Annotated in this window: 12 protein-coding genes; 3 read left to right on the forward strand and 9 right to left on the reverse strand. The window is 61.9% G+C overall.

Translation table 11 applies throughout. The annotated features are described in order from the left end of the window. Positions 1-4 precede the first annotated feature (4 nt). From WG899_RS12810 to WG899_RS12855, 9 genes are all read right to left on the reverse strand, one after another. On the reverse strand, positions 5-2,896 hold the full coding sequence (locus tag WG899_RS12810; RefSeq protein WP_339596038.1) for a methyl-accepting chemotaxis protein: 2,892 nt from the start codon (positions 2,894-2,896) through the stop codon (positions 5-7). 53 nt (positions 2,897-2,949) lie between these two features. Continuing rightward, positions 2,950-3,237 carry a hypothetical protein gene (locus tag WG899_RS12815; RefSeq protein ID WP_339596039.1) on the reverse strand — a complete coding sequence of 96 codons (288 nt, stop codon included), beginning with the start codon at positions 3,235-3,237 and terminating at the stop codon, positions 2,950-2,952. Positions 3,238-3,257: 20 nt separating this feature from the next. Then, on the reverse strand, positions 3,258-6,173 hold the full coding sequence (locus tag WG899_RS22380) for a methyl-accepting chemotaxis protein (RefSeq protein ID WP_444718843.1): 2,916 nt from the start codon (positions 6,171-6,173) through the stop codon (positions 3,258-3,260). Between the two features lie 87 nt (positions 6,174-6,260). Beyond that, the gene (locus tag WG899_RS12830) at positions 6,261-8,501 is read right to left on the reverse strand and encodes a chemotaxis protein CheA (RefSeq protein ID WP_339596040.1); all 2,241 of its coding nucleotides are present in this window, start codon (positions 8,499-8,501) and stop codon (positions 6,261-6,263) included. A 2-nt stretch (positions 8,502-8,503) separates the two neighbouring features. After that, positions 8,504-8,839 carry an STAS domain-containing protein gene (locus WG899_RS12835; RefSeq protein ID WP_339596041.1) on the reverse strand — a complete coding sequence of 112 codons (336 nt, stop codon included), beginning with the start codon at positions 8,837-8,839 and terminating at the stop codon, positions 8,504-8,506. 48 nt (positions 8,840-8,887) lie between these two features. After that, positions 8,888-9,253, reverse strand: coding sequence for a response regulator (locus tag WG899_RS12840; RefSeq protein ID WP_339596042.1), 366 nt, complete (start codon positions 9,251-9,253; stop codon positions 8,888-8,890). Between the two features lie 47 nt (positions 9,254-9,300). Continuing rightward, positions 9,301-9,966 carry a hypothetical protein gene (locus WG899_RS12845; RefSeq protein WP_339596043.1) on the reverse strand — a complete coding sequence of 222 codons (666 nt, stop codon included), beginning with the start codon at positions 9,964-9,966 and terminating at the stop codon, positions 9,301-9,303. A gap of 395 nt (positions 9,967-10,361) precedes the next feature. Continuing rightward, on the reverse strand, positions 10,362-10,850 hold the full coding sequence (locus tag WG899_RS12850; protein ID WP_339596044.1) for an outer membrane lipoprotein: 489 nt from the start codon (positions 10,848-10,850) through the stop codon (positions 10,362-10,364). Positions 10,851-11,008: 158 nt separating this feature from the next. Beyond that, positions 11,009-11,566, reverse strand: coding sequence for an HNH endonuclease (locus WG899_RS12855; protein ID WP_339596045.1), 558 nt, complete (start codon positions 11,564-11,566; stop codon positions 11,009-11,011). 324 nt (positions 11,567-11,890) lie between these two features. On the opposite strand from WG899_RS12855, the gene WG899_RS12860 reads away from it, so the two are divergent. The 3 genes from WG899_RS12860 to WG899_RS12870 all read left to right on the forward strand — a co-directional run bounded on the left by WG899_RS12860 (position 11,891) and on the right by WG899_RS12870 (position 14,986). Continuing rightward, positions 11,891-12,598, forward strand: coding sequence for a TetR/AcrR family transcriptional regulator (locus tag WG899_RS12860; protein ID WP_339596086.1), 708 nt, complete (start codon positions 11,891-11,893; stop codon positions 12,596-12,598). A gap of 28 nt (positions 12,599-12,626) precedes the next feature. Next, a complete protein-coding gene (locus WG899_RS12865) occupies positions 12,627-14,417 on the forward strand; it encodes an acyl-CoA dehydrogenase C-terminal domain-containing protein (RefSeq protein WP_339596046.1) in 1,791 nt (596 codons plus the stop codon). A 134-nt stretch (positions 14,418-14,551) separates the two neighbouring features. Beyond that, positions 14,552-14,986 carry a DUF2147 domain-containing protein gene (locus WG899_RS12870; RefSeq protein ID WP_339596047.1) on the forward strand — a complete coding sequence of 145 codons (435 nt, stop codon included), beginning with the start codon at positions 14,552-14,554 and terminating at the stop codon, positions 14,984-14,986. Positions 14,987-15,019 lie beyond the last annotated feature (33 nt).

The raw sequence follows: 15,019 nt of genomic DNA on the forward strand, positions 1-15,019 counted from the left end.
TGGACTAGCGCGATCCGGTTTGGCGCTGATGGGGGCCGGACCGGCGACTCTGGCTGCTCGCCGCCGCATGGTCATCGGCCAATTTGAAGAACGCCATCTGCTCTTGCAGCTGCGTGGCCTGGGCCGACAACTCCTCGGCCGTGGCCGACAACTGCTCCGAGGCCGAGGCGGTCTGCTGCGTGGCGTTGGACAGATGGCTCATCGCGCTGCCGATTTGAGAGACGCCCTGCGACTGCTCCCCCGAGGCCGCGGCAATCTCTTGCACCAGCTCCGAGGTCTTCTGGATCGAAGGCACCATATTGCTGAGCAGGGCGCCGGCCTTCTCGGCCAAGCTGACGCTATTGGTTGCCAGGGTGCCAATCTCTTGGGCGGCCACTTGGCTGCGTTCGGCCAGCTTGCGCACCTCGGCAGCCACCACGGCAAAGCCCTTGCCATGCTCGCCGGCACGGGCCGCTTCAATGGCAGCATTCAGGGCCAGCAGATTGGTCTGGTAGGCGATGTCGTCAATGATGGAAATCTTGGTGGCGATCTGTTTCATCGCGTCCACCGTCATGCCGACCGCCTGGCCGCCATCCATCGCTTCCTTGGCCGCCTTGGTGGCCATGCCGTCGGTGACATTGGCACTGTCGGCGTTTTGTTTCACCGAGGCCGCCATCTCTTGCAGCGACGCAGTGGTTTGTTCGACGCTGGCGGCTTGCTGCGAGGCGGAATGCGACAGGCTCTGCGAGGTCTGCGAAACCTGATCGGACGCGCCGCTGAGTTGGTCGGCCGACACCCGCACTTCGCGAATGGTGTTGCTGACGGTCTCGACCAGCGAATTGAACTTCTCGCCCAGCATCTTGAAGAACTCGGCCTTGCCTTCCAAGGCAATGCGCTGGGTGAAGTCGCCACCATTGGCTGCGTCGACCATCGCGCCGACCTCGACCTCAGCGGCCAGTTCGGCGGTGCGGTCACGCCACTCCACCACGGTGCCTAGGCGCTTGCCGTCGGTGTCGTTGATGGGGCTGGCAATCAGTCGGAAGCTCGCCGAGGCGACCTTGATTTCGGCCACATGCTCGGTGGTCAACTTCTCAATCAGGCCGCGCTGGTGCGCCGGGTTTTTGTGGAAGCGGTCGAAGTTCATGCCGATCAAGCGGTTCGAATCGAACTGCGGCAGTTGCTTGCGAATCTCGCCCTCGTTAGAGCGCAGCATCAGCACCAGCGATTTGTTCATGAAGACGATCACGCCCTCGGCGTCGGCAATCATCACATTGCTGCTGGTGGCATCCAGGGCTTGTTGAACACGGCGGCCTTCGCGGCCTCGTTGCAACTCGAGCTCTAATGCAGCCAGCTCGTCGGTGCGGTCGGTCCACTCCAGAATCGTGCCGCTGCGCTGGCCTTGGGCATTGCGCACATGGTTGATGACCAGATCAAAGGTGCGGCTGCCGGCCTTGAGTCGGGCCGAGTGCGGGCCTTGCATGCGCTCCAGCACGGCGCGCTGGTGGCTCGGGTTCTTGTGCATGTCGTCGACCGACTTGCCGATGATGTTGTTGACATCGAAGTTCGGTGCGGCTTGCTTGAAGTCGGTTTCGAACTTTTGCAGCATGGCCATCAAGGACTTGTTGCCATAGATGATGCGGTAGTTCTCGTCGGTCAGCATCACATTGGTGCTGGTGTTGTCCAGCGCTTCTTTGACGCGGCCGTTCTCGGCGCTGATCAGTGCGTCTCGCTCGATACGTTCACGCAGATTGCTTTGCATCAGCCCCAAGGTGCGGAGCAAATTGCCCATCTCATCGCTGTGGGGGTCTTTGGTATCGAAAGCCAAGTCTCCCTGGGCCACGGCATTGGCTGCCGCCATGGCGCGATTAATCGGTTGGGTGACCGAGCGCACAATCGTGACGCCGATATAGAAGGCCAAGAGCAAGAAGGCGGTCAGCGCTGTACTGCCCACATTGCGCTGAAAGGTGAGGGCGTGAATGCGCTCGTGCAGCAATTCCTCCAGCGCGTCGGTGGACGCTTTGTCGAGTGCGAACTGTGCTTCGACGGCCACCGTGCCTTGGGCGAACAGCTCTTGCCCGCTGATCGTCGGCTTACCGCTGTCGATCTGTTTTTCAACTTGATGGAGAAACTCATCGGCGGCCTGCTGCGCTGCCGCGAAGGGCTTGTTCAGCGCGTTTGCGAGCTTGGGTTCGCTGACCAGAGACTTCTCCATTTGCCTTTTGGCGCGCTGCCGCCAGAACTCCGACCGTTGGCGCAAATCGTGAAGCGCTGATCGGTCGGCGGCACTGATGTCGCGGCCAGCGGCCAAGCCCGCCAAAATGCCGGCGCTCTTGCCTCGCACAAGGGCCATGGACTCGGTCAGTTGAGGAATGGATTCCGAGACCGCGGTGACCAAAAAGTAGCTGGCCTCTTCGGGGTCCAGCGACATGCCGGAGGTGTCGGAAATGCCTTCAATCAATAGCACCGCATCTTCGATCACGCGGCTGTGCTCGGCGAAACTCTTGGGGGCATCAATTTCGCGAGAGGTGACCTTGGCGAGCAATTGCTGCGTTGCCGTGTGTAGGGCTGCCGCCTGTTCGCGCACACGCTGGTAATGCGAGTCATCGGCGGGTAGTGCCTTGCGCAATTCGTCCAGCGATTTGACGACTGCGCGATCGACATCCGGCAATTTTGCGATGGCAGCCGGATCGCCGCTTAAGGCCAGCCCGGACAGGCCGCGGTGAATTTGCAACTGTCGGATTGCCTCGACCGTGGGCCGCAGCGGGTCAAGACCGGCGTCCTCCGCCATGGCCACAGTCAACTGCTGTTGCAAGTTCTTCAGCACCAAGGTGAAAGGCACGCCACAGGCCAGCAGCGCGATCACCGCCAGGAGGACGAAGCGTTGCCAGAGCATCAGTTTGCGGAGCAGGGAAAGCATGGCAGGAACTCCAACGATAGGTTTTTTGGGTGACTGTCCGGCGCCGTCTTGGGCTAGCGGCTCGCTTGCGAAGAAGATTTCTTGTTCTGGCTGTCTCGAATGGCCGCGGCATCAATCAGCAAAGTCTGGTCGCGGATGACGCCTCGCACGATGTGCGCCGACTCCGACATGTGATGGATCAGCGCGGTGTTCTTGTGCACAGCGTGCACCATGAGCTTCAGTGTCTGATTGGCTTGCTTGACCTTGTAGAACGCGAAGCCCACGCAAGCCATCAGATGCGCCAACAGCAGCGCAAACGCCGCGCTTGGCTGCTGTCCAACATTCAAACTGGTGAAGGCCATGGTTTGCTCTCTTTGTTAAGTTAGTGATCCGCCAAACTGGTTTGGAATGTGGCGGACATGCGCGGCCCGGTTTGGCGCAGATGGACCCCTGTCCGGCGACTGTGATTGCCCGCAGCACTGTGGTCATCGGCCAATTTGAAGAAGGACATTTGTTCTTGCAATTGCGTGGCCTGGGCCGACAACTCCTCGGCCGTAGCCGACAATTGTTCCGAGGCAGAGGCGGTCTGTTGCGTGGCGGTGGACAGATGATTCATCGCGCTGCCGATTTGGGATACGCCCTGCGACTGCTCCCCCGAGGCCGCGGCAATCTCTTGCACCAGCTCCGATGTCTTCTGGATTGAGGGCACCATATTTCTCAAAAGCGTGCCGGCCTTTTCGGCCAAGCTAACGCTATTGCTGGCCAAGGTGCCGATCTCTTGGGCGGCCACTTGGCTGCGCTCGGCCAGCTTGCGAACTTCGGCCGCCACCACGGCAAAGCCCTTGCCATGTTCGCCGGCACGGGCGGCTTCGATTGCGGCGTTCAAGGCCAGCAAATTGGTCTGGTAGGCGATGTCGTCAATGATGGAAATTTTGGTGGCGATCTGCTTCATCGCATCCACCGTCTGGCCAACCGCCGCGCCTCCGTCCATCGCTTCGCGAGCCGCCTTGGTGGCCATGCCGTCGGTGACGTTGGCGCTGTCGGCGTTTTGTTTCACCGAGGCCGCCATTTCTTGCAACGAGGCGGTGGTCTGTTCGACGCTGGCGGCTTGCTGCGAAGCGGAGTGCGACAGGCTCTGCGAGGTCTGGGAAACCTGATCGGACGCGCCGCTCAGTTGGTCGGCGGCGACGCGCACCTCACGGATGGTGCCGCTGACGGTCTCGACCAAGGAATTGAACCTCTCGCCCAGCATCCTGAAGAAAGCGGCCTTGCCTTCGAGTGCGACGCGGTGCGAGAAGTCGCCTTGCGTGGCCTTGTCGACCATGCTGCCGATTTCGTTCTCGACCGCCACTTCCAGCGTGCGGTCGTTCCACTCAACCACCGTGCCCAGGCGATGGCCTTGGCTGTCGTTGATAGGGTTGGCAATCAAGGAGAAGGTCAGGCTGGCGACCTTGATCTCGGTCTTGTACTCGCCCTTCAGGCTGCCCAGCAGATTGCGCTGGTGCGAGGGGTTACGGTGGAATTGGTCGAAATTGCTACCGACGATGGCGCGCGCATTGAATTGCGGCAAGGTCTTGCGCAGCTCGGCCTCGTTGCGCTGCATCATCTGCGCGACCGAGCTGTTGTTGTAGATGATGTTGCCTTCGGGATCGGCGATCATCACATTGGTGGAGCAGATGTCCAGCGCTTGCTTGACGCGCGCGTTCTCGGCCGCCAAGGCCTGTTCGCGCGCGCGGGCGGCCAACTCTTGCGTCATGTCGCGCCATTCGACCACGGTGCCCAAGCGCTTGCCGGCTGCGTCAACAATGGGATTGGCGATCAGGCCAAAGTCCAGGCTGGAGACCTTGATCTGCGTCTTGTATTCGGTCTGCAGCCTGGCCAGCATGCCGCGCTGATGCGCCGGGTTCTTGTGGAAGACATCGATATTGGCGCCGATCAACTGACGGGCATTGAAGTTAGGTAGTGCCTTCTTCAGCTCGGCCTCATTGCCTTGCAGCATCTGTGTGACCGAGCGGTTCATATAGATGATGTTGAGCTCGGAGTCGGCAATCATCACATTGGTCGAACAGACATCGAGTGCTTGTTTGATGCGGCCGTTTTCGGCCAAGGCCGCTGCGTCGGCCAGACCGCGTGCGCGCAGGCTGGTTTGCATCAAGGCCAAGCGATTCAGCAAACGAGCGGCCTCATCACGGCCACGAGCTTGGATCTCGAAATTGAGGTCACCGTCGGCGACCGCATCGGCGGCCGCGACCGCATGCTCAAGCGGCTGAGTCACCGATCGAGAAATGGCCAGCGCCAGCGCCGCCGCGACGGCCACCAGTAGCGCGAAGCTGCCAATTTCCCAGCGCGTATTGCTGCGCAAGCCGGCTAGGCGCTGCTCGACCGAGTCATTCAGGGTCGTGCGGCCCAACTCCATCAATTGATATTGGGCGTCAACGGCCAAGCTGCCTTGCTTGAAGAATTCGGCCATGCCAATGCTGGGCTTGTCGGCGACAACCAGCTCAGCCTGGGCCAGGCGGCTGAAGTTTTGCAGTGATTCGCCGCTGGCTTTGACGGCGCTGGCCAGGGCTTTCTTCATCGGCTCTGAAAGCGCTGTGGCTTTCTCGAGTTGCTCAATCGCCCGGTCATGTGTATTGGCTGCGGTTTTCAACTGGGCGGCGAGCATGAAACGGTTCTTGGCGCTGTAGTCCTTGGAGACCAACATGTCGGTACCGATGGCTCGCGCTGCACCCAGGTTTTCGGCCAAGTCGGGCAGCCTCTCGGCCACTGTGGTGACGAGGAAATAGTTGAGGGGATCGGGTTCCAGTATCAGTCCCGAGGCATCCGCGATAGCGGAGATCACTTCGAGCATTTCGTGGATCGCCTTGTCATGCAGGGCGAAGTTGTCATCGGGTGACAGTTCGCGCTTATCCAGGGCAGCCAACAAGCCGTCGAAAACCTCTTTGCTTTCTTTCAGTAAATCAGCCGGCGTCTTGAAGATGGGGTCAGCATCCAGCGTGAGCTTGAGTTTTTCGAACAGCGGCTTCAGTTCCTCGCGCAGGCGGCGTAGGTCTGCCTCTGCTTCGATCCGGCCGCCCAGCCACTGGACGGTTTGACCTCGGTGCAGTTGCAGCTTGCGCTCGAGCAGGGTCGCATCGGCCAGTGGGCCAAAGCCTAGCAATTCGGTCTTGGCGGTGTCGATGTCCGCCAATTGCCCTTTCAGGCGCAGGCTGGCCGGCATGCCCGCCAAGAACAGCGCGACCAAGCCCAGAATGGCAAATTTTTGCCACAGTTTGATGCTGCGAAGGATCTTGTCCATTTTTTATCTCATCCCTGAGGTGGAGGTTGATCGCCGCTGCTCAATGTTGATCTCGAGTGTTTGCGTTGATCACGTCGATTGACTCACTTATGGGTTGCTGATGCTCTGTCTCTGCGTCGGCCCAGCGCTCTTGCCGTCACGAATGGCGGCGGCAAACAGCCCTGATACATCCAGCAAAAGTGCTACCTCGCCCGAGCCCAGAATGGTCGAACCGGCCAGCGCCTTCAGATGCTGGAAGATGCCGGACAGTGGTTTGATGACGGTCTGGTGCTCGCCCAGCAAGCGGTCGACGATCAGGCCGATGCGGGTCGGCCCGTCGCGTACCACCACCACGCTGCGGCGGCGGCTGTGCTCAACCTCATGGCCTTGGGCGCTGATGCCGTAGAAGCGCGCCAGATCGAGCCAAGGCAGAATTTCGCCGCGCAGGTCAAAGGTGCCGCTGACGCGGTCGCTCTGCTTTGCGCATTCGGACGGGACATCGATGCACTCGGACACCGCCGCCAGTGGCAGCACATAGTTGACGCCGCCGACCATGGTCAGGAAGCCGTCGATCATCGCCAGCGTCAGCGGCAGGCGAATCTGTGTCAGCGTGCCATGGCCGACCTGGCTGGTCAGGGCGATGGTGCCACGCAGCGCTTCGATGCTGCGTTTCACCACGTCCATGCCAACGCCACGGCCCGACAGATCGGTGACCTGCTCGGCGGTGGAGAAGCCCGGCTGGAAGATCAGCTGCCAGACCTCGTGGTCAGACAAGACCTGACCCTCGGCGATCAGCTCGCGCTCAACCGCCTTTCTGATGATGCGCTCGCGCGCCAGGCCGCGGCCATCGTCGCTGACCTCAATGACCACCGAACCAGCCTCATGGAAGGCGTTCAGTGCCAGACGGCCGGCCGGTGGCTTGCCGGTGGCGAGGCGCTCGTCATAGGTTTCCAGGCCGTGGTCCATGCTGTTGCGCACCAGGTGCATCAGCGGGTCGGCGATGGCGTCGACCATGGACTTGTCCAACTCGGTGTCGCCACCGGTGACGACCAGATCGACCTCCTTGCCCAGTTGCTTGGAGACGTCGCGCACCACGCGCTGGAAGCGCGCGAAGGTCTCGCCGATGGGCACCATGCGCAGCGCCAAGGTGCCGTCGCGGGTTTCTTGCACCAGATCCATGACCCGCTGGGTGGCTTCCAGCAAGACTTCGGCGCCTTCCTGGTGGGCAATCATTTGAGCGCCGGAGCCGGCAATCACCAGTTCACCGATCAGGTCAATCAGCTTGTCGAGCTTGTCGGCACGCACCCGCACAAAGCGGGTCTCGTCGCCGGCCCGGCGGTCGCGGCCGCCCGTGCGGCGTTCGCCCTCGCCGCTGCGGCGGTCACTGCCGCGCTTGCCGGTGTCTTCGGCTGCAGCCGCGCGGCGCTCGATATGCGGCACCACCGGCGGAGCCTCGCCGGCCGGTGCGCCGGCGATTTCCAGCCGCACCTCAAAGTGCATGCCCATTTCACGCCAGCAGGCAAACAGGGCGGCGCGCGCCTCGGCGTCTTCGGCGCAGCGCTTGGTGGCCAGATCTTCGAAAGCGGCCGGCGGCGAGCCCGGCGGCAGGATCACCACATCGCTGTCATCCACGGCGAATTCAAAAACCTGCTCGATCTCTTTGTGGCTGGCTTCGCTGTCAAAGCGCAGCTCAAAGCCGAGGTAGCAGGCCTCGGCGTCCAAGGCGTCGAGCGCCGGGATGGCCGCGGTCTGGGTGCGGATGGCGGTCACTTTACCGAGCGTGCTCAGATAGCGGATGAAGGACAGCGGGTCGAGGCCGTTGCGCAGCGCGTCTTGCATGAAGCGCAGCGACAGGTGCCAGGTCTTGCTGGCGGTCTCGGCGGCTGTAGGCGCGGCCTCGGCCTCTACCGGTGCGCGCGGCGCGGCGGCGGCTTCGGGCTGGCCCAGCAGCGCACGCAGGCGGGCCGCCAGGGCGGCGCTGCTGGCGGCGATGTCGGGGTCGTTCTCGCCGCTGCGCACCTCGCCGAGCAGCAATTCAATTTGGTCGCGGCTTTCCAGCAGGGCGCCCATGACGTCATCGTCCAACTGACGCTGATTGGCGCGCAGCGCCTCGAGCAGGGTCTCGGCTTCATGGGTGAAGGTGACCACCGCCTCGCAACCAAACATGCCGGCCGTGCCCTTGATGGTGTGGGCCGCACGGAAGGCCGAATTCAGGCTTTCGGAATCGGCCGGGTCGTTTTCCAACACCAGCAAGCCTTGTTCGAACTGGCGCAGCATCTCCTGCGCTTCGTCCAGGAAGCCGGCCCGGGCAACGGCCAGGATCTCGGCGTCGTCATCGTTCATGGACATGGCTATCCTTCGCTGGAGTTGGCTGCGGCGCTGGCGCGCAGCGGCTGCAAGGTGGTGTCGAGCCCATAGCTGCGCAGGGCCGCCACGACGACCGGGCTGGGCTGGTGCAACTGCAGTTCGGCGGCGCGCTCCTGCAGGCTGCGACGCGTGGCCAGCAGCAGCTGGATGGCCGAGCTGTCGAAGTCGCTAACACCACTCAGGTCGAGCCGGAGGACACCGGACTCGAGGCGCTGCAAGGCATCCAGCAAGATGTCGTGCTGCGCGGCGGCCTGGGCGATTGTCAGCTCGGGGCCGAGCGGCAGGCTCAGCGCTGCGTCGGCTTCAACGGGGTCCGGCATGGCTTGCTCCCTGAGCCCTGGTCGAGGGCCGTTCGAACAATGATTCGATCAAACGCACAAGCGATTGACGGCGTCCACCAACTGCGAGGGCTGGAAGGGCTTGGTGATCCAGGCCTTGGCGCCGGCCGCACGACCTTCGGCCTTTTTGGCTTCCTGCGACTCGGTGGTCAGCATGATGACCGGCGTGAACTTGTAGGCTGCCAAGGTTTTGACGTGCTTCAGGAAGCTCAGACCGTCCATATTGGGCATATTGACGTCGCAGACGATCAGGTTGATCTTGGCGTTATCGAGCTTGCCGACGGCGTCTTGCCCGTCGACGGCTTCGATCACGGTGTAGCCGGCTTTTTGCAGGGCCAGTTTCACCACGGTGCGGAAACTGCCCGAATCATCGACGACCAAAATTGTTTTACTCATGTGTGCCTCTTTGCTTGCTTGACGTACCGGAACTGGCGAAGGAAAAGTTAAAAGTATTCGACGTTGTCATGTTTGGGTTCTTGCGGCTGACCGTGGTGAAACAGGCGCTGTTCATCGGTCGTGTAGGTGGCTTCCAGCGCGCTCAACCAGGCCTGCACATCGGCGCTTTGGGCCTGGCTCATCTGGGACAGTTGTTGGCTGAAGCGCTCGGTGTTTTGTTGCAGGATGTCGACCATTTGCGAGACGCGGTCGCCGAACTGCAGCCCGTGCAAGGCGTTTTCGCACTGGGTCTGAATCTCTTGGCCCAACTGCGTCAGTTGTTCCAGCGCCTGTGGGTTTTGCCCTTCGGCCGACAGCGACTGGATCTGCCCGCTCAATTGGTCCTGCAGTCCCAGCACGCTGGAAAAGCAAGTCAGCAATTCGACGGTGCCGGACTGCACGCTGGCTTGGATGGCCGCCAGTTGGCGGCTCCAGATGGGGATGATGGCGTCGGCCATCAGCTCGACGCCGGTCTGCGCTGTGCTTGCGGGGGAGGCTTGCTCCTCGGCTGCTGGGGGGCTGGTGTCGTTGTTGGAGCTTGTTGGGCCGTGTGAAGGGTTCAGCGCGGCCCACAGGATGGCGGCGCTGAAGGCCGCGGCGGCGAGGCCCAGCCACTGCTGTTGCCAGATCGAGGCGAGGGCGAGTGCGCAAAGCAGCAGCAGCATGATTTCCATGCGCAGCTTCAGCGGCCCTAGGCGAATTGCTTTTTGACTCTGCCCCAAGTCACCCCCCGAACGACAACTCATTCACAGCCTTTCTAAGCACCGCGATGGGCGGGCTTGAACGTCGTGACTCGACATCAAAACGATGCGTGAGTGCCAGTTTCCGCAATCTCAAAGACTGGGAAAACCGAGATAAGGGCCTAATTTAGCAAGCAAGCGCGAGGAATGGGGGAACTTTCGCGCGTTAGTTGTCGGGTGCAAGGCACAGAGGTTGTGCCGTTGGGGCAGGCGAGGGGACTCGGCGCTGCCGTAGGACCTAGGTGAAGGTCGTAGGCTCAAGGCGCATTGGCCTTAGCCCAAAGTCCGGACTGGGCGCGGTGCGGCGGTGGCGCCGCGCCCCGTCGGGCTTAGTTCTTGTCGCTGGGAGTGACGGCTGGTGCGCGCATCACGCGAGTCTTGCCACCGCTGGTGACGAGGATGACGGCGTCGCCGGGGAGCAGTGTTTCGCCGCCCTTGGCTTGCACGATGGCACGGCGCTCACCGTTGCGTAATTGCACCAACATCTCGACGGCTTCTTCCTTGGTGACATTGCGCTCGATGGCATTGCCGACCGCGGCGCCGGCCAAACCGACCAGCACGCCCGCGATTTGGCCTTCGGTGCGGCCGCCGACATTGGAGCCTGCGACGGCGCCGACAACACCGCCGGCGACCGCGCCGACACCGCTTTGCGAGCCATCCACCGTGACGGCGCGGACCGACAGCAGGGTGGCGTCTTGAACTTGTGACATGCGCTGGGCGTCATGGCGGGAGATCACGTCGGGGTTCGAGGTGGAGCAGGCGCTCAAGGCGGCCACGCCAGCCATACAGGCAACAAGGGCAAACTTCTTCAATGTCATGTGGGTTCTCCGGGGTTGGCTTGCGATTAGCCAACTAACGGAGTCAATTGTGACGCCGTTGACGCCCGACTGGCCCCCTGGGGTCAAGTCTTGCCGTTTGATACCTAGGGGAGCGCCTCACGCTACTGGCCCGGCCATGGGCGGGCTCGAGCCCGGCTTTAGGCGTGCAGCCGACTGCTGCGAGGCACGCTGGCGAGCAAGAAGTCCATCTGGTCGCTCAAAATGCGACGGCCGCGCAGAATCATGTCCTCGTGCAGGCTGGGCACATAGGGTAGGTAGAGCAGGCTCATATGGGCTTCTTCGGGCAGGCGGTTGCCCTTGCGGCCATTGCAGCCGCGGCAGGCGGTGATGCAGTTCATCCAGCTGTCGGCGCCGCCGCGCGAACTGGGGTGAATGTGTTCACAGGTCAGGTCATCGGGCCGGAAGCTGTGGCCGCAATAGGCGCACATATAACGATCACGGGCAAAGAGTTTGGCATTCGACAAGGCCGGCGAGTGCCGCCAAGCTCGGCTGGGCACGGCGCCGCGCACGGCGATGATGGGGTGCACCTCAATGCGCGACTGCAGGCCGGTACGCCGTTGCATGCCACCGCGCAGGACATGGCAGGGGTCGCCCAGCGTCCAGGCAATGCCGTCGTTGGCGTAGATGACGGCGGCCTCTCGGGTCGTGATCCACGCTTGCGGCCGACCAGAGATATCCAGTTGAAGCACATCCACGGTGTAGACCTCCAAGCCGCAGCGTACTTCAATAGTGCGTCGTGACTCAAGGGCGTTCTCAAGGCGATGCGCCGGGAAAGAAACAGCAGCAGCGGCGTCAACAACCTGTCATGCCACGCCCTCAGACTCTTTGCTCTCCCGCGGCATGGCGGGTGGCCGGGCATCGGTTTCTAGGGCTTTGCGCCTAAAAATCATGCCAAATATTTGGACAAGTCTCTCCAGCTTTCTGCAAAATAGAACGATCGTTCGTTTTATTATTGCACCACTGCCGAAGTCTGGAAAACGCCTGTGTCCCTGTCTGCATCCTCAAACCCCAAAGTTGGACTGGCCTCCGAGCCTGGGGTCAAGCCTGCGCGGGTGGTGCGTTCCTTGCAGAAAGGCCAGCATACCCGAGCCATCATTTTGGAAGCGGCCTTGGGGCTGGCTTCGCATATGGGGCTGGAGGGACTGTCGATCGGCGCCTTGGCCGATGTGACCAAGATGAGCAAGTCCGGCGTGTTCGCCCATTTCGGCTCACGCGAGGAATTGCAAATTGCCGTGGTGATGGAGTACCACGCCAAGTTTGAGGAAGAGGTGTTCTTCACCGCCATCCGGGAAGAGCGCGGCCTGCCGCGGCTGCGGGCGCTGTTCGAGCGCTGGGTGCGGCGGGTGTCGGTCGAAATCGACTCGGGCTGCATCTATATCAGCGGCGCGGTGGAGTTTGACGACCGGCCCGGCCCGGTGCGCGATGCCTTGGTGGCCATGGTCAAAGCCTGGCACGCAGCCCTGCACAAAGCCATCGTGCTGGCGCAAGAAGCCGGTCATTTGCACGCCGATGCCGATGTGCAGCAGATTTTGTTCGAACTGCACGGCCTGATTCTTTCCCTGCACCACGACGCACGCTTCATGCGCAACCCCGGCGCCGTATCCCGCGCCAGCCTCGGCTTCGAGCGCACGATTCAGTACTACGCCACCGCGGAGGGCCTGGGCGTCGAGGCCGCCCGCGTCACCCCAAAACCAAAAACAGGGGCCGCCGCCAAGAAGCGGTCCTGATTTCACCAAGTTCAACCTGGAGCAAGACATGCCGATCTACAACCCCCCACTGCGCGACATGCAATTTGTGATGCACGAAGTGCTCAATGTGGTCGACGAACTCAAAATGTTGCCGGCGCATGCCGACATCGACGCCGACACCATCAATGCGGTGTTGGAAGAGGGCGGCAAGTTTGCGGCCGAGGTGCTGGCGCCCTTGAATCTGAGCGGCGACGCCGAGGGTTGCAAGCTGGACAAAACCACCCATGAGGTGACGCCGCCCAAGGGCTTCAAGGAAGCCTATGCCAAGTACGTGGAAGGTGGCTGGCCGGCGCTGGGCTGCGACCCCGAGTACGGCGGCCAAGGCCTGCCGCTGGTGGTGAACCAGTCCTTCTACGAAATGATGAACTCGGCCAACCAGGCCTGGACCATGTATCCCGGCCTGAGCCACGGCGCTTACGAGTGCTTGCATGCCCACGGCACGCCCGAGCAAAAGGCGACCTACCTGCCCAAGCTGACCAGTGGCGAGTGGACCGGCACCATGTGCCTGACCGAACCGCATTGCGGTACCGACCTGGGCTTGCTGCGCAGCAAGGCCGTGCCGCAAGCCGATGGCACTTACAAGATCACCGGCGCCAAGATCTTCATCTCGGCCGGTGAGCACGACATGGTCGAGAACATCGTCCATCTGGTGCTGGCCCGCCTGCCGGACGCGCCCGAAGGCTCCAAGGGCATCTCGCTCTTCATCGTGCCCAAGTTCCTGGTGAATGCGGATGGCAGCATTGGTGCTCGCAACGGCATCTTCTGTGCCGGCCTCGAGCACAAGATGGGCATCCACGCCAACTCGACTTGCCAGATGGTCTTGGAAGACGCTGTCGGCACCCTGGTCGGTCAGCCCAACAAGGGCCTGGCCGCCATGTTCGTGATGATGAACGCCGCCCGCCTGGGCGTCGGCAACCAGTCGCTCGGTCTGACCGAAGTGGCCTATCAAAACGCCGCCGCATACGCCAAGGACCGCATCCAGATGCGCGCCCTGAGCGGCCCCAAGTCGCCTGAGAAGCCGGCCGACTCCATCATCGTGCACCCCGATGTGCGCAAGATGCTGCTGACCGCCCGTGCCTATGCGGAAGGCGGCCGTGCGCTGTCCACCTATGTGGCGATGACGCTGGACCGCGCCCTGGCTTCGGACGACGAAGACGAGCGCAAGGAAGCCGAGGCCGAAGTCTCGCTGCTGACGCCCATCATCAAGGCCTTCATCACCGACAACGGCTGGATCTCGACCTCGCACTGCATGCAGGTGTTTGGCGGCCACGGTTTCATCCACGAGTGGGGCATGGAGCAGTTCGTGCGCGATGCCCGCATCAATATGATCTATGAAGGCACCAACACCATTCAGTCGCTGGACCTGTTGGGCCGCAAGATCCTGGGTGATAACGGCGCCAAGTTGAAGAAGTTCGGCGCCAAGATCGCTGCCTTCGTTGAAGAAGAGGGCACCAATGAGGCCATGCAGGAGTTCATCAACCCGCTGGCCGACATTGGCGACAAGGTCACCAAGCTGACCACCGAGCTGGGCATGAAGGCCTTCGGCAACCCTGACGAAGTGGGCGCCGCCGCCGTTGACTATCTGCGTGTGGTCGGTCACCTGACCTTCGCCTACTTCTGGGCCCGCATGGCCAAGGTGGCGCTGGCCAAGAAGGACAGCGGCGACAAGTTCTACATCGCCAAGCTCTCGACAGCCCGCTTCTATTTTGCGAAGCTGCTGCCCGAGACGGCCACCCTGATCCGTACCGCGCGCGCCGGCCTGGCACCGCTGATGGAGATGGAAGAAGAGTTGTTCTAAAGCCGGCGGCCGCTGCGGCGGCCCTTCAAAGCGTCATTCCCCGTTCTGTCAGAGTTCATCAAGAGTTAGCCCCAGATCCTGTACAACAAGGGCTGTTTTCAAACGGCCCACTCAAACTTCTAATTGGAGACACCATGAGATCTTTTGTTGCCGCTGCTGTTTTGAGCCTCGTTAGCACTATTGCCATGGCTCAGGCCAGCCCGGTGGGTCTGTGGAAGACCATTGATGACGATGGCAAGACTGAGAAGTCGCTGGTCCGCATCACCGAAAACGGTGGCGTGCTGACCGGCACGATCGAGAAGGTGTTTGATCCCGCCAAGCAAGATGCCAAGTGCGACAAGTGCACCGATGACCGCAAGGACAAGCCGGTCACTGGCATGCAGATCATCCGCGGTGTGAAGCAGGACAGCGATGACAAGTCGCACTGGGAGGGCGGAGAGATTCTTGACCCGAACAATGGCAAGACCTACAAAACCCGCTTGAAGGCCGTCGACGGTGGCAAGAAGCTGGAGATGCGTGGCTATATCGGTTTCTTCTACCGCACCCAGGTTTGGGTGCGGGCCGAATAAGCCCTTGTGATTCCCCGGAGCCGGCCTCGCGTG

The sequence above is a fragment of the Paucibacter hankyongi genome (assembly GCF_037482915.1).
Taxonomy (GTDB): domain Bacteria; phylum Pseudomonadota; class Gammaproteobacteria; order Burkholderiales; family Burkholderiaceae_C; genus Paucibacter_A; species Paucibacter_A hankyongi.

Coding starts and splice junctions, on each gene's coding strand:
- WG899_RS12810 (WP_339596038.1), bottom strand. CDS start 2,896: ATGCTTTCCCTGCTCCGCAAACTGATGCTCTGGCAACGCTTCGTCCTC.
- WG899_RS12815 (WP_339596039.1), bottom strand. CDS start 3,237: ATGGCCTTCACCAGTTTGAATGTTGGACAGCAGCCAAGCGCGGCGTTT.
- WG899_RS22380 (WP_444718843.1), bottom strand. CDS start 6,173: ATGGACAAGATCCTTCGCAGCATCAAACTGTGGCAAAAATTTGCCATT.
- WG899_RS12830 (WP_339596040.1), bottom strand. CDS start 8,501: ATGTCCATGAACGATGACGACGCCGAGATCCTGGCCGTTGCCCGGGCC.
- WG899_RS12835 (WP_339596041.1), bottom strand. CDS start 8,839: ATGCCGGACCCCGTTGAAGCCGACGCAGCGCTGAGCCTGCCGCTCGGC.
- WG899_RS12840 (WP_339596042.1), bottom strand. CDS start 9,253: ATGAGTAAAACAATTTTGGTCGTCGATGATTCGGGCAGTTTCCGCACC.
- WG899_RS12845 (WP_339596043.1), bottom strand. CDS start 9,966: ATGGAAATCATGCTGCTGCTGCTTTGCGCACTCGCCCTCGCCTCGATC.
- WG899_RS12850 (WP_339596044.1), bottom strand. CDS start 10,850: ATGACATTGAAGAAGTTTGCCCTTGTTGCCTGTATGGCTGGCGTGGCC.
- WG899_RS12865 (WP_339596046.1), top strand. CDS start 12,627: ATGCCGATCTACAACCCCCCACTGCGCGACATGCAATTTGTGATGCAC.
- WG899_RS12870 (WP_339596047.1), top strand. CDS start 14,552: ATGAGATCTTTTGTTGCCGCTGCTGTTTTGAGCCTCGTTAGCACTATT.